The 23,706-nt window shown below is 71.8% G+C and carries 21 protein-coding genes; 1 reads left to right on the top strand and 20 read right to left on the bottom strand.

All coding sequences use genetic code 11. The features are described from left to right. Positions 1 to 548 precede the first annotated feature (548 nt). The 12 genes from lepB to ACYQ77_RS33165 all read right to left on the bottom strand — a co-directional run bounded on the left by lepB (position 549) and on the right by ACYQ77_RS33165 (position 12,059). Entirely contained in the window at positions 549 to 1,499 is a 951-nt protein-coding gene (lepB, locus tag ACYQ77_RS33110) for a signal peptidase I (RefSeq protein ID WP_459718339.1), read from the bottom strand. A gap of 36 nt (positions 1,500 to 1,535) precedes the next feature. After that, a complete protein-coding gene (gene rplS, locus ACYQ77_RS33115) occupies positions 1,536 to 1,895 on the bottom strand; it encodes a 50S ribosomal protein L19 (protein WP_407779191.1) in 360 nt (119 codons plus the stop codon). 127 nt (positions 1,896 to 2,022) lie between these two features. Next, a complete protein-coding gene (gene trmD, locus ACYQ77_RS33120) occupies positions 2,023 to 2,790 on the bottom strand; it encodes a tRNA (guanosine(37)-N1)-methyltransferase TrmD (RefSeq protein WP_459718342.1) in 768 nt (255 codons plus the stop codon). After that, entirely contained in the window at positions 2,790 to 3,305 is a 516-nt protein-coding gene (gene rimM, locus ACYQ77_RS33125) for a ribosome maturation factor RimM (protein ID WP_459718344.1), read from the bottom strand. Before rimM ends, trmD begins: the two co-directional genes overlap by 1 nt. Continuing rightward, positions 3,305 to 3,544: an RNA-binding protein gene (locus ACYQ77_RS33130; protein WP_075128707.1), complete on the bottom strand. Its 240-nt coding sequence runs from the start codon at positions 3,542 to 3,544 to the stop codon at positions 3,305 to 3,307. The genes rimM and ACYQ77_RS33130 overlap by 1 nt, the downstream gene beginning before the upstream one ends. Continuing rightward, the gene (gene rpsP / locus ACYQ77_RS33135) at positions 3,541 to 3,993 is read right to left on the bottom strand and encodes a 30S ribosomal protein S16 (RefSeq protein ID WP_459718347.1); all 453 of its coding nucleotides are present in this window, start codon (positions 3,991 to 3,993) and stop codon (positions 3,541 to 3,543) included. The genes ACYQ77_RS33130 and rpsP overlap by 4 nt, the downstream gene beginning before the upstream one ends. Before the next feature lie 147 nt (positions 3,994 to 4,140). Beyond that, a complete protein-coding gene (locus tag ACYQ77_RS33140) occupies positions 4,141 to 4,896 on the bottom strand; it encodes a CPBP family intramembrane glutamic endopeptidase (RefSeq protein WP_459718350.1) in 756 nt (251 codons plus the stop codon). 61 nt (positions 4,897 to 4,957) lie between these two features. Then, on the bottom strand, positions 4,958 to 6,022 hold the full coding sequence (locus ACYQ77_RS33145) for an amidohydrolase family protein (protein ID WP_459718353.1): 1,065 nt from the start codon (positions 6,020 to 6,022) through the stop codon (positions 4,958 to 4,960). A gap of 3 nt (positions 6,023 to 6,025) precedes the next feature. Beyond that, complete coding sequence (gene ffh, locus ACYQ77_RS33150) at positions 6,026 to 7,576, bottom strand: signal recognition particle protein (protein WP_459718355.1); 1,551 nt, start codon at positions 7,574 to 7,576, stop codon at positions 6,026 to 6,028. A 365-nt stretch (positions 7,577 to 7,941) separates the two neighbouring features. After that, entirely contained in the window at positions 7,942 to 10,257 is a 2,316-nt protein-coding gene (locus tag ACYQ77_RS33155) for a [protein-PII] uridylyltransferase (RefSeq protein ID WP_459718358.1), read from the bottom strand. Positions 10,258 to 10,391: 134 nt separating this feature from the next. Next, on the bottom strand, positions 10,392 to 10,730 hold the full coding sequence (locus ACYQ77_RS33160) for a P-II family nitrogen regulator (protein ID WP_378058400.1): 339 nt from the start codon (positions 10,728 to 10,730) through the stop codon (positions 10,392 to 10,394). A gap of 3 nt (positions 10,731 to 10,733) precedes the next feature. Further along, on the bottom strand, positions 10,734 to 12,059 hold the full coding sequence (locus ACYQ77_RS33165) for an ammonium transporter (RefSeq protein WP_459718361.1): 1,326 nt from the start codon (positions 12,057 to 12,059) through the stop codon (positions 10,734 to 10,736). Positions 12,060 to 12,228: 169 nt separating this feature from the next. Between ACYQ77_RS33165 and ACYQ77_RS33170 the strand changes: the two genes are divergently transcribed. Next, positions 12,229 to 12,825 carry a (2Fe-2S)-binding protein gene (locus ACYQ77_RS33170; RefSeq protein ID WP_459718363.1) on the top strand — a complete coding sequence of 199 codons (597 nt, stop codon included), beginning with the start codon at positions 12,229 to 12,231 and terminating at the stop codon, positions 12,823 to 12,825. 8 nt (positions 12,826 to 12,833) lie between these two features. Here the strand turns inward: ACYQ77_RS33170 and ACYQ77_RS33175 are convergent, their stop codons facing one another. The 8 genes from ACYQ77_RS33175 to ftsY form a co-directional block, all read right to left on the bottom strand. Then, entirely contained in the window at positions 12,834 to 14,348 is a 1,515-nt protein-coding gene (locus ACYQ77_RS33175; protein WP_459718366.1) for a phosphatase PAP2 family protein, read from the bottom strand. 2 nt (positions 14,349 to 14,350) lie between these two features. Continuing rightward, on the bottom strand, positions 14,351 to 15,739 hold the full coding sequence (locus tag ACYQ77_RS33180; protein ID WP_459718369.1) for an endonuclease/exonuclease/phosphatase family protein: 1,389 nt from the start codon (positions 15,737 to 15,739) through the stop codon (positions 14,351 to 14,353). A gap of 47 nt (positions 15,740 to 15,786) precedes the next feature. Beyond that, on the bottom strand, positions 15,787 to 16,887 hold the full coding sequence (gene alc, locus ACYQ77_RS33185; protein ID WP_459718372.1) for an allantoicase: 1,101 nt from the start codon (positions 16,885 to 16,887) through the stop codon (positions 15,787 to 15,789). Then, entirely contained in the window at positions 16,887 to 18,206 is a 1,320-nt protein-coding gene (allB, locus tag ACYQ77_RS33190) for an allantoinase AllB (protein ID WP_459718375.1), read from the bottom strand. The genes alc and allB overlap by 1 nt, the downstream gene beginning before the upstream one ends. Next, complete coding sequence (locus tag ACYQ77_RS33195) at positions 18,203 to 19,432, bottom strand: DUF6986 family protein (protein WP_459718376.1); 1,230 nt, start codon at positions 19,430 to 19,432, stop codon at positions 18,203 to 18,205. The genes allB and ACYQ77_RS33195 overlap by 4 nt, the downstream gene beginning before the upstream one ends. Before the next feature lies 1 nt (position 19,433). Further along, the gene (gene aceB / locus ACYQ77_RS33200) at positions 19,434 to 21,008 is read right to left on the bottom strand and encodes a malate synthase A (RefSeq protein ID WP_459718378.1); all 1,575 of its coding nucleotides are present in this window, start codon (positions 21,006 to 21,008) and stop codon (positions 19,434 to 19,436) included. Positions 21,009 to 21,725: 717 nt separating this feature from the next. Beyond that, positions 21,726 to 22,301, bottom strand: coding sequence for a nitroreductase family protein (locus tag ACYQ77_RS33205; RefSeq protein ID WP_459718379.1), 576 nt, complete (start codon positions 22,299 to 22,301; stop codon positions 21,726 to 21,728). Positions 22,302 to 22,311: 10 nt separating this feature from the next. Beyond that, positions 22,312 to 23,625, bottom strand: a complete 1,314-nt coding sequence (gene ftsY, locus ACYQ77_RS33210; RefSeq protein WP_459718381.1) for a signal recognition particle-docking protein FtsY — start codon at positions 23,623 to 23,625, stop codon at positions 22,312 to 22,314. Positions 23,626 to 23,706: the final 81 nt, after the last annotated feature.

Below are 23,706 nucleotides of genomic sequence, written 5' to 3' on the forward strand. Positions count from 1 at the left end.
GGGTTCGGGTGGGTTGCCGCGGGGGGGGGGGGCGCGGGGCGGGATCGCGTGTTGAGTCGGGATGGCGCGGCGGAGCCGCGGAGCGGCTGGCGCGGCGGAGCCGCGGAGCGGCTGGCGCGGCGGAGCCGCGGAGCGGCTGGCGCGGCGGAGCCGCGGAGCGGCTGGCGCGGCGGAGCCGCGGAGCGCGCAGTAGGGCGAGGCGCGACGAATCCGAGGACGGAGCGGCGAACTCCTGCGGTGGGTGCAGCGAAGCCGCACGACCGGCCGGCAGAGGGAGGCGGCACAGGAGGCGGCAGGGCAGGCAAGTCGGCAGGCAAGTCGGCAGGCAAGGCGGCAGGGCGAGGCGGCAGGGCGAGGCGGCAGGGCAAGGCGGCAGGGCGAGGCGGCAGGGCGAGGTTCCGCCGGGGCGGAGTCGCGTGGTTGCGGCACGGACCGGACCGCGCAGCACAGGGAGGTGCGGCGAAGGCCTTGGCGGGGGCGCGGCTAGCCGGGCTGGGGCGATGCCTCAGCCGCGAAACTTGGTCGCGTGGTGATGGGTGCGCTGGGTGCTACTTGCGGCGGCGGATTTTGCGGGTGATCCAGAGGGTTGGCCACGCGGCCAGCAGGCCCAGACCCAGTGGGGCGCCCTGCTGCCAGGCCGGGGCACCCATCGCAACCGCTTCGGAGGCCTGCGGGTTGTGGTCGCCCACGCCGCGCCAGCGGGACGGCGGCAGGACGATGTAGCGGGCCTTGCCGATCACCTTGTCGATGGGCACGACGCCGCGCAGGCCGCCGCCGCCCTGGCAGCGGGAGTCGCATGAGTCGCTGCGGTTGTCGCCCATCACCCAGAGGGTGCCCGCGGGGACGGTGACCGGGTCGAAGCGCTGGCGGGCGTCCGGGACGCCGTTCTGCCAGTAGATGTACGGCTCGTCCAGGGGCTTGCCGTCCACCAGCACGCGCCAGTCGTCGTCGCAGCACTGGACTGTTTGGCCGCCCACCGCGATGACGCGTTTGACGAAGTCGCGCTCGTCCGGTGGAGCCAGGCCGATCAGTGACCCCACGTACTGGACGCCGCGGACCAGGACGTTGCCCGACTTCGGGGCGTGGACGTCGTTCTCCGTCCACGTCTGCGGGCCCTCGAAGACGATCACGTCGCCCGGCTCGGGGTCGGAGAAGTCGTAGACGAGCTTGTCGACCAGGACGCGGTCACCCGTGCAGCCGGGGCAGCCGTGGAGGGTCTGCTCCATCGAGCCGGACGGGATCGAGTACACGCGGCCCAGGAACTGCTGGATCAGGAACGTCAGCACCAGCGCGACGGCCAGCAGTGTCAGCAGCTCGCGCCACAGCGGTTGCTTCTTGGGTGGCCTGCGGTGCTTGCCCTGCGGCTTTCCGGCCTTCCTGTCCGCCGTGCCGCCCCCAGGTCGCGACGCCGGAGTGGCTCCGGTGTCGCGGACCTTGGGGATCAGATCAGTGCGCTCCGGATCGTCTTCAGGCGTCGGAGCGTGCACGGGGTTGGCCACACAACCCAGGCTACCGGGCTGTACGGAAAATGCAGGTCAGGCCGTGGGGGCCGTCTCGCGCTTCTCCTTGATCTTCGCGGCCTTGCCGCGCAGCTCACGGAGGTAGTACAGCTTGGCGCGGCGGACGTCACCGCGGCGGTCGACCTCGACCTTGGCGATGTTCGGGGAGTGCACCGGGAAGGTGCGCTCGACGCCGACGCCGAACGAGATCTTGCGGACCGTGAAGGTCTCGCGGATGCCACCGCCCTGCCGGCGGATGACGACGCCCTTGAACACCTGGACCCGCTCGCGGGAGCCCTCGATGACTCGGACGTGGACCTTCAGCGTGTCACCCGGGCGGAAAGCCGGGATGTCGGAACGCAGCGACTTGGCGTCCAGAGCGTCCAGGGTGTTCATCGGTGTGTCCGTCCTCAACTGTTGTTCGTTCTGTCCCGAGGCGCGCGACCAACGACAAGTCAACACTCGGGGAGTCCGTGTGAGTGCGCCCAGGCATCACCCCGGTCGCAACAACCGGTCCAGTATGTCAGACCGATTTCCCCGGGTCGTCATCGGGATCTCGGACGCGGGCCAGATGAGCCAGGTCGCGCTGGTCGAGCGTGCCTTCCGGCAGGGCCGCCAGCAGGTCGGGGCGGCGTTCGAAGGTCCTCGTGAGGGCCTGGTCACGCCGCCAGCGGGCGATCGCGCCGTGATTGCCGGAGCGGAGCACCTCCGGCACCGGCAGGTCCCGCCACACCTCCGGCCGGGTGTAGCTGGGGCCCTCGAGCAGGCCGTCGGAGAACGAGTCCTGTTCGTGGGAGGCCGGGTTGCCGAGGACGCCGGGCAGGAGCCGGGCGACGGCCTCGACCATCACCATGACCGCGACCTCGCCGCCGACCAGCACGTAGTCGCCGATGGAGACCTCGTCGACGGTCATGCGGCGGGCGGCGTCGTCCAGCACGCGCTGGTCGACGCCCTCGTAGCGGCCGCACGCGAACATCAGCCAGTCCTCGCGCGCGTACTCCCGGGCCATGGCCTGCGTGAACGGGCGGCCCGCCGGCGTGGGCACGACCAGCCTCGGCGTCCCGGACGCGCACAGCTCGTCGAGCGCCTCGCCCCACACCTGCGGCTTCATGACCATGCCGGGACCGCCGCCGTAGGGGCTGTCGTCGACGGCCTTGTGGACGTCGTGGGTCCAGCGGCGCAGGTCGTGGACGTCGACCGACAGCAGGCCGCGTTCGATGGCCCGGCCCAGCAGCGCGTGGCGCAGCGGGTCGAGGTACTCGGGGAAGATCGTGACGACGTCGACACGCACTAGAGCAGGCCTTCGGGCGGGTCGATGACCACGCGGCCCGCCTTGAGGTCGACCTCGGGGACGATCGCGTGCACGAACGGGACGAGCGCCTCCGTGCCGTCCTCTTTCTTGACCACCAGCAGGTCCCCGCCGGGGCTGCGCGCGATCTCGGTGACCGTGCCGACGGACGTGCCGTCGACCTGCACGACGGCCAGGCCTTCCAGCTCGTGGTCGTAGAAGGCGTCCGGGTCGTCCGACGGCGGCAGCTCGGCCGCGTCGACCAGGAGCTGGGCGCCGCGCATCGTCTCGGCGACCGTGCGGTCCGGGACCTCCTCGAACCGCACGAGGAGACGGCCGGAGTGGGGACGGGCGGTCGTCACCGTCACGGGACGGACAGAACGGTCCCGGAGCCGCGCGGTCAGCACGGCCCCGGGAACGAAGCGTTCGTCGGGCACGTCGGTGTGGATGTCGACGGCCAGCTCACCGGAGATGCCGTGAGCCTTCGCGACGCGACCGACCAGGAGCAGCTCTGCCACTACTGGTCCGTGTCGACGACGTCCACTCGGATGCCTCGGCCGCCGATGCCGGCCATGACGGTGCGCAGCGCGGTGGCGGTGCGGCCGCCCCGGCCGATCACCTTGCCGAGGTCGTCCGGGTTGACGTGCAGCTCGAGCGTGCGACCACGGCGGGTGGTCACCAGCTCGACGCGCACGTCGTCCGGGTTGTCGACGATGCCGCGCACGAGGTGCTCAAGGGCGTCCGCGAGGAAACTCACGCGTCTTCCTTGGCACCCTCATCCGACTTCTCGTCGGCCTTCTTGGCGTCGGCCTTCTTGGCGCCACCCTTCTTCTTCGGGGTGGTGGCCTCGGTGGTCGGCTCGCTGCCGGCCTCCTTCAGGGCCTGCTCGAACAGCTCCTGCTTGGAGGTCTTCGGCTCCGCGACCTTCAGCGTGCCCTCGGCACCCGGCAGGCCCTTGAACTTCTGCCAGTCGCCGGTGATCTCCAGGATCCGCTGCACCGACTCGGTCGGCTGCGCGCCGACGCCCAGCCAGTACTGCGCACGCTCGGAGTCGACCTGGATGAAGCTGGGCTCCTCCTTCGGCCGGTACTGGCCGATCGTCTCGATCGCCTTGCCGCTGCGACGGGTGCGGGCATCCGAGACGATGACGCGGTAGTACGGCGCCCGGATCTTGCCGAGACGCTGCAGCTTGATCTTGACTGCCACGGGTTGTGGTGCTCCTCTTGATCATGTTTGGCCACCGGTGGACCGCGTGGGGTTGCGGCCCGCTGATGCCCCAAGTTGATGGCGCCATGGCACGGTGAGAGGGTCCGGCCACGACGGACAGCTAGCCATTCTGCCAGACCGTTCCGGTCAGGCGGGCATCGCCCCGACCGCGACCAGCAGCGTGGCCACCGCGGGCAGGAAGTTGTTGACCTGGTGGGCGATGATGCTCGCCCCCAGACGGCCGGTGAACAGCCGCGCCAGTCCGATCGGGATCCCGATGACCAGCAACAACGACGTCCGCAGCGGTTCGAGGTGGCTGACCGCGAAGATGATGGTGGTGAGGAAGAACACGGCCCAGCGGCCCCACTTGAGCCGTTCGAGCGCGCCCCACAGCAGCCCGCGGTAGATGATCTCCTCGCACACCGGGCCGATCAGCCACACGAACAGGAACATGGTGATCGCGAGCCCGATGGGCATGCGCTGGCTGTCCACCAGGGCGCCGACCGCCGACTGGGCGTTCTGGTCGCCGACGAGGTTGGTCCACAGGAACGCCGCGAACGTCGTGCAGATCAGGCCGATGAGGCCCCACTTGATCCCGGCCTTGACGTCCTCGGCGCGCATGGACCAGCGCAGGTCGATCCTCGGCCCGTTGCCGCGCAGCCTGGTGACGAGCAGCGCCACGCCCGTCGCGAGCAGCGTGGGCACCATCGTGCCGACGACGATGACGGTCGGTGAGCCACCGGAGCCCGGCGCGATGATCCCGACGAGCGCGCCGATGACGACCGCGGACAGCACGAACACGGCGAACACGAAAAGGAACGCGCCGAAGCCCCACCTGTGGGTGCGTACCTCCGAGGGGTCGGCGACGTCGGGCGTGGGCGTCGCTTCCCGCTCGGTCGTCACCTACCTCAGGGTAGTGCGTCCGCGCCCGGCGAACCGGTTGGATCACGTGTCAAATGACGGCCTAAAGAATGACACGGCCCCGCAGGACGATCCGGCTCGGTGCGCGCAGGGCCGCCAGATCCGTCGTCGGATCGGTGTCGTAGACGATGACGTCGGCCGCCGCGCCCTCCTCGATGCCGCGGAAACCCAGCCACTCGCGGGCCCGCCACGACGCGCTGGCGAGCGCGTCCGCGCGGGACAGGCCCATCTCGTGCAGGGCGACGATCTCGTCGACGATCCGGCCGTGTGCGATGCCGCCGCCCGCGTCGGTGCCCGCGTAGACCGGCACGCCGGCCTCCACCGCGGCGCCGACGGTCTGGCGGACGCGGGCGTACAGGTCGAGCATGTGGTCCGCGTACACCGGGTACTTGCTCGCGCCCGCCGCGAGGCCGGGGAACGTCTCGATGTTGATCAGCGTCGGGACGAGCGCGGTGCCGTGGTCGACCATGAGGTCGATCGTGTCGGCGGTGATGCCGGTGCCGTGCTCGATGCAGTCGATGCCCGCGCGGATCAGGCCGGGCAGCGCGTCCTCGCCGAAGACGTGGGCGGTGACCCTGGCGCCCGCGTCGTGGGCGACCTTGATCGCCTCGGCCAGCACGTCGTCCGGCCACAGCGGGGCGAGGTCGCCTGCCTCGCGGTCGATCCAGTCGCCGACGAGCTTGACCCAGCCGTCGCCGTCCGCCGCCTGCTCGGCGACGGCCGCGGGCAGCTGGGCCGGGTCCTCCAGCTCGTCGCTGACGAAGCGGATGTACCGCTTGGGCCGCGCGATGTGCTTGCCAGCGCGGATGATTCTCGGCAGCTCCAGCTTTTCCTGCAGCGGCCGGGTGTCCAGCGGGGCACCGCAGTCACGGACCAGCAGCGTGCCGGCGTCCCGGTCCGTCAGCGCCTGGCGCTCGGCCTCGTCCAGGTCCTCGGCGGCCAGGCCGATGTGGCAGTGCGCGTCGACGAGGCCGGGCACGAGGAACCCGCCGTCGGAGATCGTCTCCGCGTACGGGACCGGGGCCAGGCGGATGCGCCCGTTGACGATCCACAGGTCGCGGGTCTCGCCATCGGGGAGCACCACGCCCCGCATGTGGAGCGCCGGCATGCGCTACTTGTCCTTCTTCGGGAACTTGAGCTTCGACGGGTCGAAGCCCGGCGGCAGGCCCTGGTCCAGTCCGGCGAGACCGGGTGGGAGTTCGTTGAGGCCGGGCGGCATCTTCGACAGGTCGGGCATGCCGCCGGGGAACGCGGGCAGCCCACCGCGCACCTTCGGCGGAGTCGGGCCCCGCCCCTTGCCCTTCTTGCCCTTCTTGCCCTTGCGCGACTTGCTGCCGCCGCGGCCCGCGCCGGGGAAACCGAACCGGCCGGCCATCTGCTGCATCATCTTGCGGGCCTCGTAGAAGCGGTTCACGAGGTCGTTGACCTCGCGGATCGCGACGCCGGAGCCGCGGGCGATGCGTGCGCGCCGGGAGGCGTTGATGATCTTCGGGTCCTGGCGCTCGGCCGGGGTCATGCCGCGGATGATCGCCTGCAGCCGGTCGAGGTGCTTGTCGTCGACCTGCGCGAGCTGGTCCTTCATCTGGCCGGCGCCGGGCAGCATGCCGAGCAGGTTCGCGATCGGGCCCATCTTGCGGACCGCGAGCATCTGCTCGAGGAAGTCCTCCAGGGTCAGCTCGCCGGTGCCGATCTTGGCGGCGGCGGCCTCGGCCTGCTCCTTGTCGAACGCCTGCTCGGCCTGCTCGATGAGGGTGAGCACGTCACCCATGCCGAGGATGCGGCTCGCCATCCGGTCGGGGTGGAAGGCGTCGAAGTCCTCGAGCTTCTCACCGTTGGAGGCGAAGAGGATCGGCTGGCCGGTGACCTCGCGAACCGACAGGGCGGCACCACCGCGGGCGTCGCCGTCGAGCTTGGTGAGGACGACGCCGGTGAAGCCGACGCCGTCGCGGAACGCCTCGGCGGTGGTGACGGCGTCCTGACCGATCATGGCGTCGACCACGAACAGGACCTCGTCCGGCTGCGTGGCCTCGCGGATGTTCGCGGCCTGCCGCATCATCTCCTCGTCGACACCCAGCCGGCCGGCGGTGTCGATGATGACGATGTCGTGCTGGGCGCGCTTGGCCTCGTCGATCGAGCGGCGGGCCACGTCGACCGGGTCGCCGACGCCGTTGCCCGGCTCGGGCGCGTAGGTCGGGACACCGGCACGCTCACCGACGACCTGCAGCTGGTTCACCGCGTTGGGGCGCTGGAGGTCGCAGGCGACGAGCAGCGGGGTGTGGCCCTGGCCGGCGAGGTAGCGGGCGAGCTTGCCGGCGAGCGTGGTCTTACCGGAACCCTGCAGGCCGGCGAGCATGATCACCGACGGCGGGTTCTTCGCCAGGTTCAGCCTGCGGGTCTCGCCGCCGAGGATCTTGACCAGTTCCTCGTTGACGATCTTGACGACCTGCTGGGCCGGGTTCAGCGCACCGGAGACCTCCGCGCCCTTGGCGCGCTCCTTGATGGCGGCGATGAACGTCCGGACCACTGGAAGCGCGACGTCCGCCTCCAGCAACGCGATCCTGATCTCGCGCGCGGTGGCGTCGACGTCGGCCTCGGACAGCCGGCCGCGGCCGCGGAGGTTCTGCAGGACCGACGTGAGCCGATCGGAAAGAGTGTCGAACACCCTGTCGAGGGTAGCCGGTTGGGTGATCGGGCCGCCGGGATGGGCCCGACCCCTCGACGGACCCGATCCCGGCCTACCCAGTTGCGCACCCTCCCCGATGCGCAGGTGAAGCCTCTCGTCTCCGCCGCCCGGAGGGCAGCGCGAAGTCCCCCGTATCCGCCTAGGGGTTACTACTCACCCGCGAGTCACGCCCTCGAACACCGCGAGTCGCGCTCTCAGACATAGCGAGTTGTCGGTTTCGTGCAGATCTTGGTCGCGCTCGGGCCAGCCGGATGTGCACGAAATCGACAACTCGGTGTGCGTGAGAGCGCGACTCGCGCTGTTTGAGAGCGTGACTCGCGCTGTTTGAGAGCGTGACTCGCGGGTTAGCAGGCTGTCAGGACTGCTCTTTCTATTTCTTTGCGCCAGGTTTCGTTGGTGGTGTCGCCGGTGGTGTTGGCCAGGCTGAAGCTTGCGATGGCTGTGCCGCCCACCTGCATGGCGCGGGCCCACAGGACGTTCGCGCCGCGGTGTTCCAGGGCTTCCGCCACGCCGTGGAGGAGGCCAAGGCGGTCGGCTGCCCGCAGTTCCAGGACGACGTCCTTGCTGTCCGCACCGCCGTCCGCCTCGTCGTCGAACCACAGGACCCTGGGCTCGGGTGGGTCGTCCTGTTCCGTCGCGTAGTCGCGTTCCTTCGCGGCCAGCTTCTCCGCCAGCGGGAGGGAGCCGGTCACCGCTCTCGTGAACTGTTCGCGCAGCAGGCCCGCGTCCGGCAGGGAGCCGAAGCGCGGGGACACCGAGAAGACGTCGACCGCCGCGCCCGCGTGCGAGCGCAGTTCCGCCGCGTGGACCTTCAGCGAGTGCAGGGCCAGCACCCCCGCCGCCCGCGACAGCAGGCCCGGGCGGTCCCGCGCGACCAGCGTGATCGTCGCGAACGACTGGCCGGACGGGACCACGATGACGTCGGGTTTGCCGGACTCGGCGACGGTCTCGGCGAGCGTCTTCTGTTCGTCGGTCAGCGGCGCGGGTGGCTCGTGCCGCTCCCCCGCCATGCGGCGCCTCGCCCGCGACACCAGGTCGGCGACCAGCGACGCCTTCCAGTCGGTCCACACGCCGGGCCCGGTGGCGAGCGAGTCGACCTCCGCGAGGGCGTGCAGCAGCTCCAGCAGCACCGGGTCGCCGTCGAGGGTGTCGACGACGCGCTGCACCGTCGCCTCGTCCTCGATGTTGCGGCGGGTCGCCGTGTGCGGGAGCAGCAGGTGGTGGCGGACCATCTCGGACAGCGTGGCGACGTCCTGGGCAGGCAGCCCGAGCCGCTCCCCCACCTGCTTGGCGAGTGCCGCGCCCACGACGGAGTGGTCCTGGTCGCGGCCCTTGCCGATGTCGTGCAGCACGGCGCCGATCAGCAGCAGGTCCGGCCGGGACACCCTGGTCACGAGCTTCGCCGCGTTGGCGGTGGCCTGCACGAGGTGCCGGTCCACGGTCCACACGTGCGCGGCGTCGCGGGGCGGCAGGTCGCGGACCGCACCCCACTCGGGGAACAGCCGCGCCCACAGCCCGGTCCGGTCCAGCGCCTCGATCACGTCGATGAGGCCCTCACCCGCACCCAGCAGCGACACCAGCTCCTGGCGCACGTCCGCGGGCCACGGCGCACGCGGCTCCGGTGCCGACTCGCCCAGCCGGGACAACGTGCCCGGCGCGATCGGCCGGCCCGTGCGGGCGGCCGCCGCGGCGACGCGCAGCAGCAGGCCGGGGTCCCGGCTCGGGTCGACGTCACGGGCCAGCGTGACCTCGTCGCCGTTGAGCACGACCCCCTCGGCGAGTGGTCTGCGCTGCGGCTGGCGGCGCAGCACGCCGAGCACCTTGCGGCCGTGGCGGGACGGCTGGATCACGCGGAACGCCACGTCCAGCGCGTACGCGACCGCGCGCCCGGCCCCGGACAGGGCCCTGGCCAGCGCGAACCGGTCGCCGATGCCCAGGACGGACGCGATCTCGTCACCGTCCTGCGGCATGAGCACGTCGCGGGGCCTGCCCGCGATGCGGCGGAGTTCGGTGCGGGTGTCCAGGAGCAGCTTGCGTGCCTGCGACACCTCGCCGGAGGGCCGGTCGACGAGCTGGGCGAAGGCGAGCGCGTCGAGCACCGCCAGGTCGCGCAGGCCGCCGCGGCCGTGCTTGAGATCGGGTTCCACCCAGTGCGCGACCTCGCCGCTGCGCTGCCACCGCGTGCGCGCCGAGTCGACGATGTCGTCCACCCGCCGCCGCACGCCGGTGCGCCAGGCGTCCCGCGCCGCGTCGGCCAGCACGCGGGTCAGTTCGGCGTCGCCCGCGAGGTGCCGCGCGTCGAGCAGGCCCATCGCGGTGCGCAGGTCGTCCGCGGCGACGGAGATCGCCTCGGGCACGGTCCGCACGGAGTGGTCGAGGCCGACACCGGAGTTCCACAGCGGGTACCAGAGCTGCTCGGCGACCTTCTCGACACGGCCGCCGGACTTGCCCGCTCGGGTGTCGTCGTGCACGAGGACCAGGTCGAGGTCCGAGTACGGCACGAGCTCCCGCCGGCCCAGCCCGCCGACGGCGACCAGCGCGATCCCGGCGCTGTCCGACGCGATCCCGGCCTGGGCGGCGTGCACGGTGAGCCAGAACTCGTGCAGATCGGTCAGGGCCTCCCGCAGGACGTCCGGACCGAGCCTTCCGGCCTGGTGCACTGCGCCTGATGGTTCGCTCCGCAAGCTCCGCGAAGTGCTCCGGCCGAGCAGCCGGTCGCGGGCCAGCACCAGGTCGGCAGCAGTGGGGGCGGCCTGGACCTCGCGGCCGGCCGCCCCCTCCCCCCGAGGCGCCATCAGAGCGCGTCGGTGCCGCGCTCTCCGGTGCGCACCCTGACCACGGTGTCCACCGGCGTGACCCAGACCTTGCCGTCGCCGATCTTGCCGGTCCGCGCGGCCTCGACCACGGCCTCCACCACCTTGTCCCCCAACGTGTCGTCGACCAGGACCTCGACCCGCACCTTCGGCACGAAGTCGACCGAGTACTCGGCACCGCGGTAGACCTCGGTGTGGCCCTTCTGCCTGCCGTACCCCTGGACCTCGCTGACCGTCATGCCCAGCACGCCGACCTGCTCCAGTGCGGCCTTGACGTCATCGAGCGTGAACGGCTTGATGATCGCCGTAACCAGCTTCATGGTTCAGCCTTCCTTGCTCGCGCTTGCCGGGACCTTGTTACCGGACAGCGCGTCCGCTGCCTTGGAGATCGGCGACGACCCGCTGCGCAGACCGGAGAACTCGTACGCGCTCTCGGCGTGTTCCGCCTCGTCGATGCCGGTGACCTCCTCCTCGTCGGACACGCGCCAGCCCATGGTGACCTTGATCAGGTAACCGATGATCAGCGTGACCACGAAGGAGAAGGCGAGGACCGCGAACGCGCCGACCGCCTGCTTGCCCAGCTGGGTGACACCGCCGCCGTAGAACAGGCCGGACACGCCCGTGTCGTTGACGTAGGTGGTCTGGAAGAGACCGATCGCCAGGGTGCCCCACAGGCCGCCGACCAGGTGGACGCCGACCACGTCGAGCGAGTCGTCGAAGCCGAACCTGTACTTGAGGCCGACCGCGAGTGCGCAGAACGCACCGGCGAGGACACCGATCAGCAGCGCGCCCCAGGTGTCGACGAACGCACAGGCCGGGGTGATCGCGACCAGGCCGGCGACCACACCGGACGCGGCGCCGAGACTGGTGGCGTGGCCGTCGCGGAGCCGCTCGACGAGCAGCCAGCCGATGATCGCGGCGGCGGTGGCGGAGAAGGTGTTGATGAACGCGACACCCGCGAGACCGTTGGCGGCGAGCGCCGAACCGGCGTTGAAGCCGAACCAGCCGAACCACAGCAGACCGGCGCCGAGCATCACGAACGGCAGGTTGTGCGGCTTCATCGGCTCCTTGGGCCAGCCGCGCCGCTTGCCGACCACGATGGCGAGCGCGAGCGCGGCCGCGCCGGCGTTGATGTGGACCGCGGTGCCGCCTGCGAAGTCGAACGCGACGAGGTCGTTGGCGATCCAGCCGCCGACGTGGCCCGAGTCGTTGCTGAAGTCGAACACCCAGTGCGCGACCGGGAAGTACACGATCGTCGCCCACAGACCCGCGAACAGCATCCACGCGCCGAACCGGACCCGGTCGGCGATGGCGCCCGCGATCAGCGCGACGGTGATGACCGCGAACATCGCCTGGAACGCGACGAAACCGGTGGTGGCCAGCGCGTCCTCGTTGCCGATCAGACCGGAGAGACCGATGTACTGGGTGACGTCACCGATGAGCCCGCCGCCGACGTCGTCACCGAAGGCGATGGAGTAGCCGTAGATGACCCACAGCACACCGACAACGGCGATTGCTCCGAAGCACATCATCAGCATGTTGAGCACGCTCTTGGTGCGCACCATGCCGCCGTAGAAGAACGCCAGCCCCGGTGTCATCAACAGCACCAGGGCGGCACTGGTGAGCAACCAGGCCGTATTCCCTTCCACGCTTTCCTCCTCCGCTGAACGGGCATCGACTTGCGGAGGAGCATTCAAAAACCACGTTTCGCAGGATCGCGTGCTGTGTTTCACAGCGGTGAACTGTCGGAGCGTTCGTGTTACGAGCACGTTTCCGGGTCCGCACCGCTACCCTCGCGGCATCACCGGTCTGCAGCCCGTGTCCGCCGAGGCGGTCACCGACCCCGCCTGGCTCGCCGCCGCGCTGGCCGCGACGACGAGCCGGTTCCGGCTGACCGGCACCGCGACCGCGGGTGTCCTGTGGTGGTACTCGGCCAGCTCGGTCCTGCTCGGCCCGGTCGCCGAGTCGTACGTCCGCGGCGGGCGGGCCGCCGATCCGGCACTGGCCTCGATGACGCTGTTCCTGCACCAGGACGGGCGTGTGCTCGACGCCCGCTCGTCGTCCACTGTGGACCCGGCGGAGGCGCCCGCGCGGACCGCCGCCGCGGTCGCGACGTGTGTGGACGCGGTCGCGGCGGCGTCGGCGGCGAGCACGCGGGCGCTGTGGGCGATCGCGACCGACTCGCTCGCCAACCGGGTGCTGTGGGCGGGCGGCACCGACGCCCATGCGGTCGCACTGGCGGCCGACGACCGGTTTCCCGTGCCGCGCTACGTGACGGTCGGCGGGCAGCGCGCGGTGCGGCGGGCGTCGTGCTGCCTCGTGTACGAGGCGCCGGGGCAGCAGAAGTGCGTCAGCTGCCCGCGCCAGACCCCCGATGATCGGTTGCGACGGTTGCGGCAGGCGCTCGGCCGGTAGCCCGCGGGTCAGGAGATGTAGACCGGCAGCGCGCGTTCGCGGACGCGGAACGAGAAGCGGCGGCCGAGCGGGCCGACCTCACCGTCGAGTGCGATCCTGCGGTTGCCGTCGAGGAGGACGACGTCGACCGAGGACACCTCCGCGTGCCGGTACACGTGCGAGGTCGACAGGGTGCCCGTGAGCGAGGCGATCAGGAACCGCGCACGGGAGTACGGCACGTCCGCGCGCAGGTAGCGCACGTCGAGCTTGCCCGAGGCGAGCGACGGGCGGCGGGCCGCGCCGAAGCCCTTCGGCTCGTAGGACCCGTTGCCGACGAACAGCATCCAGACGAGCCGTTTGTGCCCGTTCAGCATGATGCTGAGCGGTTTGGCGCTGCGCAGGGTGCGGGTGGTGGCGAGCAGCACGGCCGCCCACTTGGGCCAGCGGGTCTGCAGCTTTTCCCGCAGCCGCACGGTTTCCGGGTAGCCGCCGAGGCTCGCGGTGTTCACGAACACGCGCCGTTCGACCTCGTCGCCGCGGCCCGCGACCTCGACCTCGCCCACGTCGCACACCGCGACCGAACCCGCGCGGGACGCGGCCTGCGCCTCGTCGAGGTGCTCGATGCCGACGTCGCGGGCGAAGTGGTCCAGCGTGCCGGCGGGCACCAGCACCAGCGGCAGGCCGTGGTCGACGGCGATGCCGGCGACGCACGCGACGGTCCCGTCCCCGCCGACGGCGCCGATGGCCCGGACGCCGTCGTTCTGGACCTTCTTGGTGACCTCCGCGACCACGTCCAGGTCCGGCTCGATCTCGATCACGTCCGCGCGCGGCCACGCCTTGCGGACCTCGTCGCTCGCCTGCCCGCTCGAGCCGGCGCCCGGGTTCACGACGAGCACGAGACCGTCGCCGTCGCCCAGCTCGGCCGCGGTGTCGAGCCTGCGGGGGCCTGCCGGGAGGTCCTTCTGGTGCGGCCACCAGTGGCGGGTCGCGTAGGCGGCGCCCACGCCGATGGCCGCGCCGGCGGCGACGTCCGTCGGCCAGTGCACGCCGGTGTGGACGCGGCTGTACGCGACGGCCGCGGCCAGCGGGAACACGGCGGCACCGGCACCGCGGTGCTCCATGGCGACGGCCGAGGCGAACGCGAACGCGGACGCGGAGTGCCCGGACGGGAAGGACGACGACGTCGGCCGCCTCATCATGCGGCGGTAGACCGGCAGCAGCTCCGCGGCCGGGCGGCGGCGCGGGAACAGGCGCTTGGCGACGCCGCTCGCGGCGAAGCTCGCGAAGCCGATGGCGACGACGCCGCGCAACCCGGCCCGCCTTGTCGCGCCCTTCCTGGAGACCAGCAGCGCCGCGAGCGCGAACCACAGTTTGCTGTGGTTCGCGGCCTGGCCGAGTGTCTGGAAGCCCTTGTCGACCGGGGTCCGGGGGATGAGGCCGCTGCGCCGGACGAGTTCGGCGTCGATCCGACCAACCCGGCGAAAGCGGCGCCTGAACAGTGTCCGCACCGCCGTGGGGTACCGCGGCGGTGGAAGTCGAAACATCTTCAGTCGGTGACGAACCACTGCCCGTCCAGGTAGGACAGCTCGGCGTCGCCGAGGTCGCCCGGGGTGAACGCGACGGCGGCACGGACCGCGGCGGCCGGGATCAGGACGGTCCCGCCCTTCTCCGTGACCTGCGCCGGGTCGACCGTGGCCTCGGCCAGCGCCGCCTTCTGCTCCGGCGAGATCATCGACAGCGCCACCGGCATGGTCTGCTCGCAGGGGCCGAAGCCCTGGTCCTCGGCCTTCTTGGCGGCCGGGCCGGCGATCTCGCACATGGTCGGCACGTCGGAGGCGCCGATCGCGTGCAGGTACCGCTCGTAGCGCGCGATGGCACCCTCGGTCGTGGGGCCCGCGGGGGCGGTGGTGGTGGTCGTGGGCGCCGGGGTGGTCGTGGTCGTCGGTGCGGTCGTCTTCGAGGTGGGCGGGGCGACGGTGGCGGTGAGGTCGAGCGTGGTGGCGAGGCCCCAGTGGTCGGACTCGTGGCTGACGAAGCGGACGGTGTCGCGCGTGGCGACACCCCGCGCGAGGATGTAGTCGATGCGCTTGGTGCCCAGTTGCTTGCGCTTCTCGTTGCTGGTCGGGCCCTTGTCGCGCGCGACGTCGGTGTACCCGTACCGGTCCATGAACGCGCGGATCGCGTCGACCGTCCTCGGGTTCGGGTACGGCTGGCCCGGCACGAAGTCGATGGCCTGGTTGAAGTCGCCGGTCACCACGGCCGGGCCCGGGCGCGCCTCGGTGACCTCCTGGATCGCGGCCACGTCCGCCGCCCGTTTCTCGTCGGCGACCTGGTCGCCCAGCGCGAGGTGGGTGTTGTAGACCGCCACCTTCCCGGCCGCGGTGGTGATCTCCGCACCCATGAACGACCGGCCGCCCGAGGGCAGCATGATGCCCTGGTCGGCATTCGTGCCGTCGTCCTTCACCCCGTCGTCGGTGATGGGCTGCTGTGCGGTGATGCCGTCGCCGATGCGGATGAGCTGTGCGTTGCCCGCGGGCACGTCCTGGTAGCCCGGCCGCGGTCCGGACTCGCCCTTCTGCCCGGTGTAGTAGGTGGCCTTCACGGAGAACGCCCAGTTCAGCTGCCACTCCTCGCCGGTCTTCTCGCTGAGGATCCCCCGCAGCTCCCGCGCGGCGGGCAGTGCCATCTCCTGCAGGTTCGCCACGTCGCCGCGCTGGGCGAGGATGTCGTCGGCGAGGAGCTCGAAGTCGGCGGTGGTCGCGTCGGTGCCGCGCGCGTTGCCCGCGAGGTTCATGTAGCCCATGGCGGCGTTGAGGTCCACGATCCGGACCTCGTCGTCGTGGGCGGCGGCGGTCGGTCCCGGCGGCGGTGTGTCCCCGTCGCACCCGGCCAGGGCGGCGGCGACGGCCATCAGGAGAACGAGTTTCCGCGACACGCGCCCATCATCGGGGAGACCGGGGGCCGCCTGCCAACCGAACACGCCTACGTGTGCGGCGCCTGTGCCTCCGGGATCTCGGTGAACGGGCGCTGCGCGACCAGGTCGGCCGCTTCCGCCTCCGGCAGGCCGGCCTCGACGAGCGCCGCCGTCGCGTCGCGTGCCGGGAGGGTGTTGAGCCAGCGGCACACCAGGTCCGTCTGCCCCGCCTCGGTCAGCGCGCCGTGCAGGCGCAGCCGCGCCATGCCGCCGTCGGGGTAGACGTCCATGCGGACGTGGGTCACCGCGGGACCGTGCACGCGGAAGCGGTGCCGCGTGTCGGGCTGCAGGCGGGTCCTGGGCAGCAGTTCCACCCAGTCGTCGCCCACGCGGCCGGACAGCGACGCCCAGCCCGGCGCGTTCCCCTTGAAGTGACTGGTGTCCAGCTCGGCCATGCGCACCACGCCCTCCGCGGCGAGCCGGACCGAGATCCAGTCGTTGTCGTCGTCGCGGCGCCGGGCGGTCTCCCAGCCCTCCCCCATCACCTGCGCGAAGCCGGGGGCGATCAGGTTCGCGGGCGACGAGTAGAACATGTTGCTGCAGCCGTCGATCGTCGCGCCGTGCTCCAGTGCGGCGAGGTCGAGCGAGGCCAGGTCGAGGAACCTCGGGTCGGCGACCGGGGTGCCGTGCACCCGCAGCCGCGCCACGCCGCCGTCGGGGTCGATCGTCAGCCGGACGTGCGTGTACCGGCGGGCGTCGTCGACCTCGAACGGGTTCTTCGTGTTGCCCAGCAAGGGAGAGCGTGGCACGAGCGGCTGCCAGTCCGCTGCCGCCAGCTCCTCCGGCGACGGGTAGCCGTCCACGGACGCGCCGTCCACCCAGCAGAACGGCGGGTAGTTGCCGGTGAAGTAGGCGGTGTCCACGACGATCCCGCGCACCACGCCGGGCAGCCCGAGCCGGACGACGGCCTGGTCGACGCCCGGTTCGCGCCGCCGCCGGGTCTCCCAGCCGTCGTAGATCTGTCCTTTGTGGCCGAACGTGGCGGGCTGGAACACCGGTTCCTGCGGGCGGATCAGGTTCTCCCGCTCGGCGAACAGCTCGTCGTTGGCCCACAGCACGCTGCCCCCGGCCCGGCGGGACGCGAGATCGGGAAACCCGGTGAAGTCCATCAGCGCTCCAGAAGTTTGCCGTGGGGGTGCTCGCCGGTGACCTCGCGGCCGCGCAGCCACGTCCGCCGCACGACCCCGGTCAGCGTGCGGCCGTGATAGGCGGAGACCGCGTTGCGGTGGAACAGGTCCGCGACGTCCACGGTGAACTCGGCGTCCGGCGCGAACACGCACAGGTCCGCGTCCCGCCCGACGGCGATGGCGCCCTTGGCGGTCAGCCCGACGAGGTCCGCGGGCGCCGCCGACATCCACCGCACCACGTCGGTCAGCGGCACACCGCGCCGTCGCGCCTCGGTCCACACGGCGGGCAGCCCCAGCTGCAGGCCCGCGATGCCACCCCACGCCTCGCCGAAGTCGCCGGTGTCGAAGCGTTTCAGGTCGGCGGTGCACGGCGAGTGGTCGCTCACGACGCAGTCGATGACGCCGTCGACGAGGCCCTGCCAGAGCGCGTCCCGGTTGGCGGCGTCGCGGATCGGCGGGCAGCACTTGAACTGCGTTGCGCCGTCCGCGATCTCCTCAGCGGTCAGCGTGAGGTAGTGCGGGCAGGTCTCGACGGTGAGCGCGACCCCGTCGCGGCGCGCGGCCGAGATCATCGGCAACGCGCCGGCCGACGACAGGTGCAGCACGTGCACGCGGGCGCCCGTGCGCTTGGCGAGGTCGATGAGCGTGGCGATCGCCCGGTGTTCCGCCTCCTTCGGCCGCGACGCGAGGAAGTCGCGGTAGGCGCGGCCGTGCGGGTCCGGCGCGTGCTCGATGAGGTCGGGGTCCTCGGCGTGGACGATCATCAGCGCGTCCAGCCCGGCCAGCACCTCGAGCGCCGACCGCAGCTCGTTCGCCGACAGGTACCCGAACTCGTCGACGCCGGAGTGCAGCAGGAAGCACTTGAACCCGAACACGCCTGCCTCGTGCAACGCGGGCAGCTCCGCCAGGTTGCCGGGCACCGCGCCGCCCCAGAAGCCGACGTCGACGTACGTCTGACCGAACGCGGTGGCGCGCTTGACGTCCAGCGCGACCACGTCGGTCGTGGGCGGCACGCTGTTGAGCGGCATGTCGACCAGCGTGGTCACCCCGCCCGCCGCGGCCGCGCGCGTGGCGGTCGCGAAGCCCTCCCACTCGGTGCGGCCGGGGTCGTTGACGTGCACGTGGGTGTCGACGAGGCCCGGCAGCAGCACCTCGTCCCCGGCCAGGTCGACGAACGCGGGACCGTCGAGCTCGTCGCCGACCGCGACGATCACGCCGTCGGCGATGCCCACCGCGCCCGGCCGCTCCCCCTCCGGCGTGATCATCCGCCGGGTGCGGATGACGAGCTCCGGTTGTGTCACAGGGACTCCCGTCTGACCAGCCTGCCCAGTTGTTCCCCGGACAGCCCGCACAGCTCCTCGACGTCGGCGGCGGAGAGCGCGCCGCAGTCCACCGCCCGCCGCATGGACATCGCGAGTGCCTGCGCGGTCGCGGGCTCGTCCAGGACACCGGCGTCGGCCTTGTCCACATAGGCGCGCAAGCGCTTGGCGTCGGCGGCCGCGTTGCCGAGGTAGAACGCGTAGTTGGCGGCGTAGCGGGTGACGAGCTGCGCCGGGTGCAGGTCCCAGCCCTGGTGGAAGCCGTGGGTCAGGGACCGCAGTGTGTAGCCGAAATGCGTGCGCCACGCCGCGTGCACGGCGTCCCGGTCGCCCACCGGCAGCACGTTCGTGGAGCCGTCGGACAGCCGCACCCCCGTGCCCGCCGCGCTGACCTGCATGACGTGCCGGGCGAAGTCGCACGCCGCGTGCCCGAGGTGCTGTTCACCGGCGGACAGGCCGCACGCGGCGGTGTAGTCGTAGGTGCCGAAGTGCAGCCCGGACACCCGGCCCTTGCCCGCGGTGATGAACCCCGGGATGGCGAGCGCGCCGTCGGCGTCCACGATGGACTGCGTGGTCTCGATCTGGATCTCGAACCGCAGCCTGCCCGCCGGCAGGCCGAGCCGGTCCTCCAGCACCTCGAGCAGCTCCACCAGGATCGCGACCTGCTCGACGGCGGTGACCTTCGGGAACGTGAGCACCAGGCCGGCGGGCACCTCGGTCAGCTGCGAGAGGAACAGGTCGAGCGTGCGCACGCCCCGTTCGAACAGCTCGAACGACTTGAACCGGATGCCCGCCCACGGGGTGCCCAGCGTGGCGGCCAGTCCCGCGCACCGGACCGCGTCGGCGTCCTCGTCGGCGTCGGGGCGCAGGCCGTAGCCGTCCTCGAAGTCGATCCGCAGGTCCTCGACCGGTTCGCTCGAGAGCTTCGCGACCACCTTGTCGTGCACCGGTCCGGCCAGGTCCGGGGGCAGGCCGAGCACCTCGGCGAACGCGTGCGGGCCCGGTGCGTGCTCCGCCAGCGCCGCGAGGGCGGCCGCGCCCCACCGCGCGGGCAGGTCGCCGGTGACCTGGTCGGCGGGGACGTAACACGTGTGCACGGGCTGCCGCCCGCCGGTGTCGCCGGGGTAGCGCGCCGCCCGCGCGGCGTCCACGGCGGACAACCGGCGGGCGACCCCGGCGAGCAGCGACCCGTCCAGGGACGTGCGCACCTCAGATCCGCTCGTAGGCGGGCAGGGTGAGGAAGTCGGGGAAGTCGTCGGCCAGCGCGACCTGTTCGAACAATTCGCACGCAGGCGCGAGGTGCTCGGCGGGGATCACGTCGGTGAGCGCCTCGCGCACGTCGGCCAGCAGCTCGCGCACCAGCTCGGCGGTGACCGTGGCGCCGGTGTCGAGCTTGACCTCGTTGCGCACCCACTGCCACACCTGCGACCGGGAGATCTCGGCGGTCGCCGCGTCCTCCATCAGGTTGTGGATGGCGGCCGCGCCGTTGCCGCCCAGCCACGACGCGAGGTAGCGGACGCCGACGTCGACCGCGCCCCGCAGCCCGGCGGCGGTGGTGTTGCCCGGCGTGGACTTGACGTCGAGCAGCTGGTCGGCGGTCACCGACACGTCCGCGCGGAGCTTGTCCAGCTGGTTGGGCCGGTCCCCGAGGACGGCGGTGAACTCCTCGTCGCAGATCGGCACCAGGTCGGGGTGCGCCACCCACGAGCCGTCGAACCCGTCGCCCGCCTCGCGCCGCTTGTCGTCGTGGACCTTGGCGAGCGCCTTCTCGGTGACCTCGGGGTCGCGGCGGTTGGGGATGAACGCGGCCATGCCACCCATCGCGAACGCGCCCCGCTTGTGGCAGGTGCGGACCAGCAGCTCGGTGTAGGCACGCATGAACGGCGCGGTCATCGTGACGTCGTTGCGGTCGGGCAGCGTGAAGTCGGCGCCCGCGTCGCGGAAGTACTTGATGATGCTGAACAGGTAGTCCCAGCGGCCCGCGTTGAGGCCGGACGCGTGGTCGCGCAGCTCGTAGAGGATCTCCTCCATCTCGAACGCGGCCGGGATGGTCTCGATGAGGACGGTGGCGCGGATGGTGCCGTGCGGGATACCCAGGGCTTCCTGCGCGTGGGTGAAGACGTCGTTCCAGAGGCGTGCCTCGAGGTGCGACTCCATCTTGGGGAGGTAGAAGTACGGCCCGCTGCCGCGGTCGAGGAGCTCCTGCGCGTTGTGGAAGAAGTAGAGGCCGAAGTCGACCAGCGCACCGACCGCACGGCGGCCGTCGACCTCGATGTGCCGCTCGTCGAGGTGCCACCCGCGGGGCCGCATCACGATGACGGCGTGCTTGTCGCCCTTGAGCGCGTACTCCTTGCCCTCGGGCGAGGTGAAGGCGATGGTCTTGCGGACCGCGTCGAAGAGGTTGACCTGGCCGCCGACCACGTTCTCCCAGTGCGGGGTGTTGGCGTCCTCCAGGTCGGCGAGCCACACCCGGGCGCCGGAGTTGAGGGCGTTGATCGCCATCTTCCGCTCGGTCGGCCCGGTGATCTCGACGCGACGGTCCCGCAGGTCGGCGGGCGCTTCCGCGACCCGCCAGTCGGCCTCCCGGACGTCGCGGGTGCCGTCCAGGAAGTCCAGCCTGCCGGTGCGGGACGCCTCCTCACGACGAGCCGCGCGGGCGGCGAGGAGTTCGTCCCGGCGAGCGGCGAACCGCTCATGAAGACCGGCGAGGAACTCCATCGCCTCGGGGGTGAGAATCTCCTCGCTTCGCTCGACGGCACCGCCGAGCACCTGGATGTCGACCATGGGTTACACCCTAGGTTCACCCCCGCTCGTCGCGCACGACCTCTTCCGGTCGGCGGGTGGTGGGTTCGGTCGGTGGGGTGTGTCGTGCGGGCTTGTCTGGGTCCGCGGGTGGGGCGCGCCCGGCCCGCGCAGCGGGCCACTCCGAGTGCTTTGGCATCCGGGAGCCCCAGCCCACCGTGACGTCCTAGCCCACCACGACGTTCGGTCGGCGGCCTCGCCGAGCGAACGTGTCTCCGGAACAGCCCCGTCACCGGGCCAGCGGGCGCTGCGCGCCCGGCCCGCGCAGCGGCTACACCGCGCCGAGCGCTCTGGCATCCACCAGCCACGAGCACCCGCGTGAAAGCGCCCACCACAGCGTTCGATCAGTCCCCTTACCAACCGAACCACCCTCCAGAACCGCCTCGTCACCAGGCCAACGGGCGCTGCGCGCCCGGCCCGCGCAGCGGGCCATTCCACGCGAAGCGCCGTGCCTTCCAGCCACCGGCACCCACGGGAAAAAGCGACCCTCCACCACCACACCGTTCGATCGGCAGCCTCACCGAGCGAACCACCCTCCGGAACCACCCGTCACCGAGCCAGCGGGCGCAGCGGGGCCACTCCACGCCGAGCGCGCTGGCAGCCGCGAGCCCCAGCGGTCAGAGGAGCGGGCCCCTCATCACCACGCCAGGCTGTCGGTGGCTCGCCGGGCGGCGCTGGTCGCCGGGGGCGCCCCGGGGGTCACCAGTGGCCGAAGTGGAAGACCTCGTCGCGGTCGCGGCGGCGGCGTTTGCGGGGTGAGCCGGACTGCTCGGGTTCGTCGGAGTAGCCGATGGCGATCGCGCCGATGGGTTCGTGGTCGTCGGGGACGCCGTACAGTTCGCGGAACGGGGCGACGTCCTCGGGCATGATCCCGAAGTACAGGGCGCCGAGGCCCGCGTCGACGGCCGTCTGCAGGATCAGCAGCGTCGCCATGCCGGTGTCGATGTGCCAGAACGGGACGGGCCAGCGGGCCTCGTCGCGGTCGGTCCAGCCCTTGTCCGGCTCGGCGTAGCGGTCCAGGTACACCCGCTTGCACGAGAACGGCACGATCAGCAGCGGCGCGGTGGACACGCCGTTGCCGTGCGGGCGCAGCGCCCAGAACTTCGCCAGGTCCTCGCCTTCGAGCACGAGGAACGCCTGCCCCTGCGAGAAGCCCGCGGACGGGCCGCGGGTCGCGTTGTGCAGGATCCGGTCGAGCACCTCCCTGGGCACCGGCCGATCGGCCTGGAAGCGGCGGACCATCCTGCGCTTGCGGACGACGTCCTGGAACTCCATGACCGCCCCCTCAGTTCAGCAGCGCGTCGACGAACGCGCCCGGCTCGAACGGCGCCAGGTCGTCGGCGCCCTCGCCGAGGCCGACCAGCTTGACCGGCACACCCAGCTCGCGCTGCACCTGGAAGACGATGCCGCCCTTCGCGGTGCCGTCGAGCTTGGTGAGCACGATGCCGGTGATGTCGACGACCTCGGCGAACACGCGTGCCTGCGTGAGCCCGTTCTGGCCGGTGGTGGCGTCGAGGACCAGCAGGACCTCGTCGACCTTCGTCTGCTTCTCGACGACCCGCTTGACCTTGCCCAGCTCGTCCATCAGGCCGGTCTTGGTGTGCAGGCGGCCCGCGGTGTCGACGAGGACCGCGTCCACGCCGGTCTCGACGCCGCGCTTGACGGAGTCGAACGCGACGGCGGCCGGGTCGGCGCCCTCCTTGCCGCGGACGACCTCGGCGCCGACCCGCTCGGCCCAGGTGGCGAGCTGCTCGACGGCGGCGGCGCGGAACGTGTCGGCCGCGCCGAGCATGACCGTGCGGCCGTCGGCGACCAGCACGCGGGCGAGCTTGCCGGTGGTGGTGGTCTTGCCGGTGCCGTTGACGCCGGTGACCAGCACGACCGCGGGCAGCTTGGTGCCGTTGTTCTCGTGCGGGAGCGCGCGGACGGACCGGTCCATCTCGGGGTGCAGCGCGTCGACGAGCACCTCACGCAGCAGCGTGCGGGCCTCGTCCGCGGTGCGGACCTTGCGGCTGACCAGCTCCTCGCGGAGCCGCTCGACGATCTCGGTGGTGGTCGCGGCGCCCAGGTCGGCGAGCAGGAGGGTGTCCTCGACCTCGGTCCAGGAGTCCTCGTCCAGGTCACCGGCGCCCAGCAGGCCGAGCAGGCCCTGCCCGAAGGCGGAGCGGGAACGGGCGAGACGGCCGCGCAGCCGCTCGAGCCTGCCCGCGGTGGGCTCGATCTCCTCGACCGGGGCGGGCGGTTCGACCGGCGCGACCTCGTCGACGATCGCGGGCTCGGCCGGGACGACCTCGGGGCCCGCCTCGACGGCGGCCTCGGCCTCCTCGGGCGCGACCTCCTCGACCGGCGCCGGCTCCGTGACCGGCTCGGGCTCGGGTTCTGGCTCCGGCTTCTTCGGCGGGGCGGCCGTCTTGGGCCCGCCCTGTGTGAAGCTGATGCCGCTGCCCGCCTGGTAGCCACCCTTGGCGGGCTTCTCCTCGACCTGCGGCTTCTCCGTCAGGTTGATCCGCCGCCGCCGGTTCAGCACCACGCCCGCGACCACGGCGAGCGCGAGCAGCACGACTACGGCGACGATGATCACTATCACGGTGCTCGACACGCCGCCATCCTCGCATCACCCCACGACGGCGGTGTCAGCGGCGATGAGTTTTGCCGGCCTGCCGGGTCCAACACGGGCACG

Source organism: Actinophytocola sp. KF-1 (assembly GCF_054661535.1).

Excerpts from the sequence above, each read along its gene's own strand:
- ACYQ77_RS33145 (WP_459718353.1), bottom strand. The coding sequence starts at position 6,022 with ATGCCGGCGCTCCACATGCGGGGCGTGGTGCTCCCCGATGGCGAGACC.
- ACYQ77_RS33160 (WP_378058400.1), bottom strand. The coding sequence starts at position 10,730 with ATGAAGCTGGTTACGGCGATCATCAAGCCGTTCACGCTCGATGACGTC.
- ACYQ77_RS33205 (WP_459718379.1), bottom strand. The coding sequence starts at position 22,301 with ATGGAGTTCCAGGACGTCGTCCGCAAGCGCAGGATGGTCCGCCGCTTC.
- alc (WP_459718372.1), bottom strand. The coding sequence starts at position 16,887 with ATGGACTTCACCGGGTTTCCCGATCTCGCGTCCCGCCGGGCCGGGGGC.
- ACYQ77_RS33175 (WP_459718366.1), bottom strand. The coding sequence starts at position 14,348 with ATGTTTCGACTTCCACCGCCGCGGTACCCCACGGCGGTGCGGACACTG.
- rplS (WP_407779191.1), bottom strand. The coding sequence starts at position 1,895 with ATGAACACCCTGGACGCTCTGGACGCCAAGTCGCTGCGTTCCGACATC.
- aceB (WP_459718378.1), bottom strand. The coding sequence starts at position 21,008 with ATGGTCGACATCCAGGTGCTCGGCGGTGCCGTCGAGCGAAGCGAGGAG.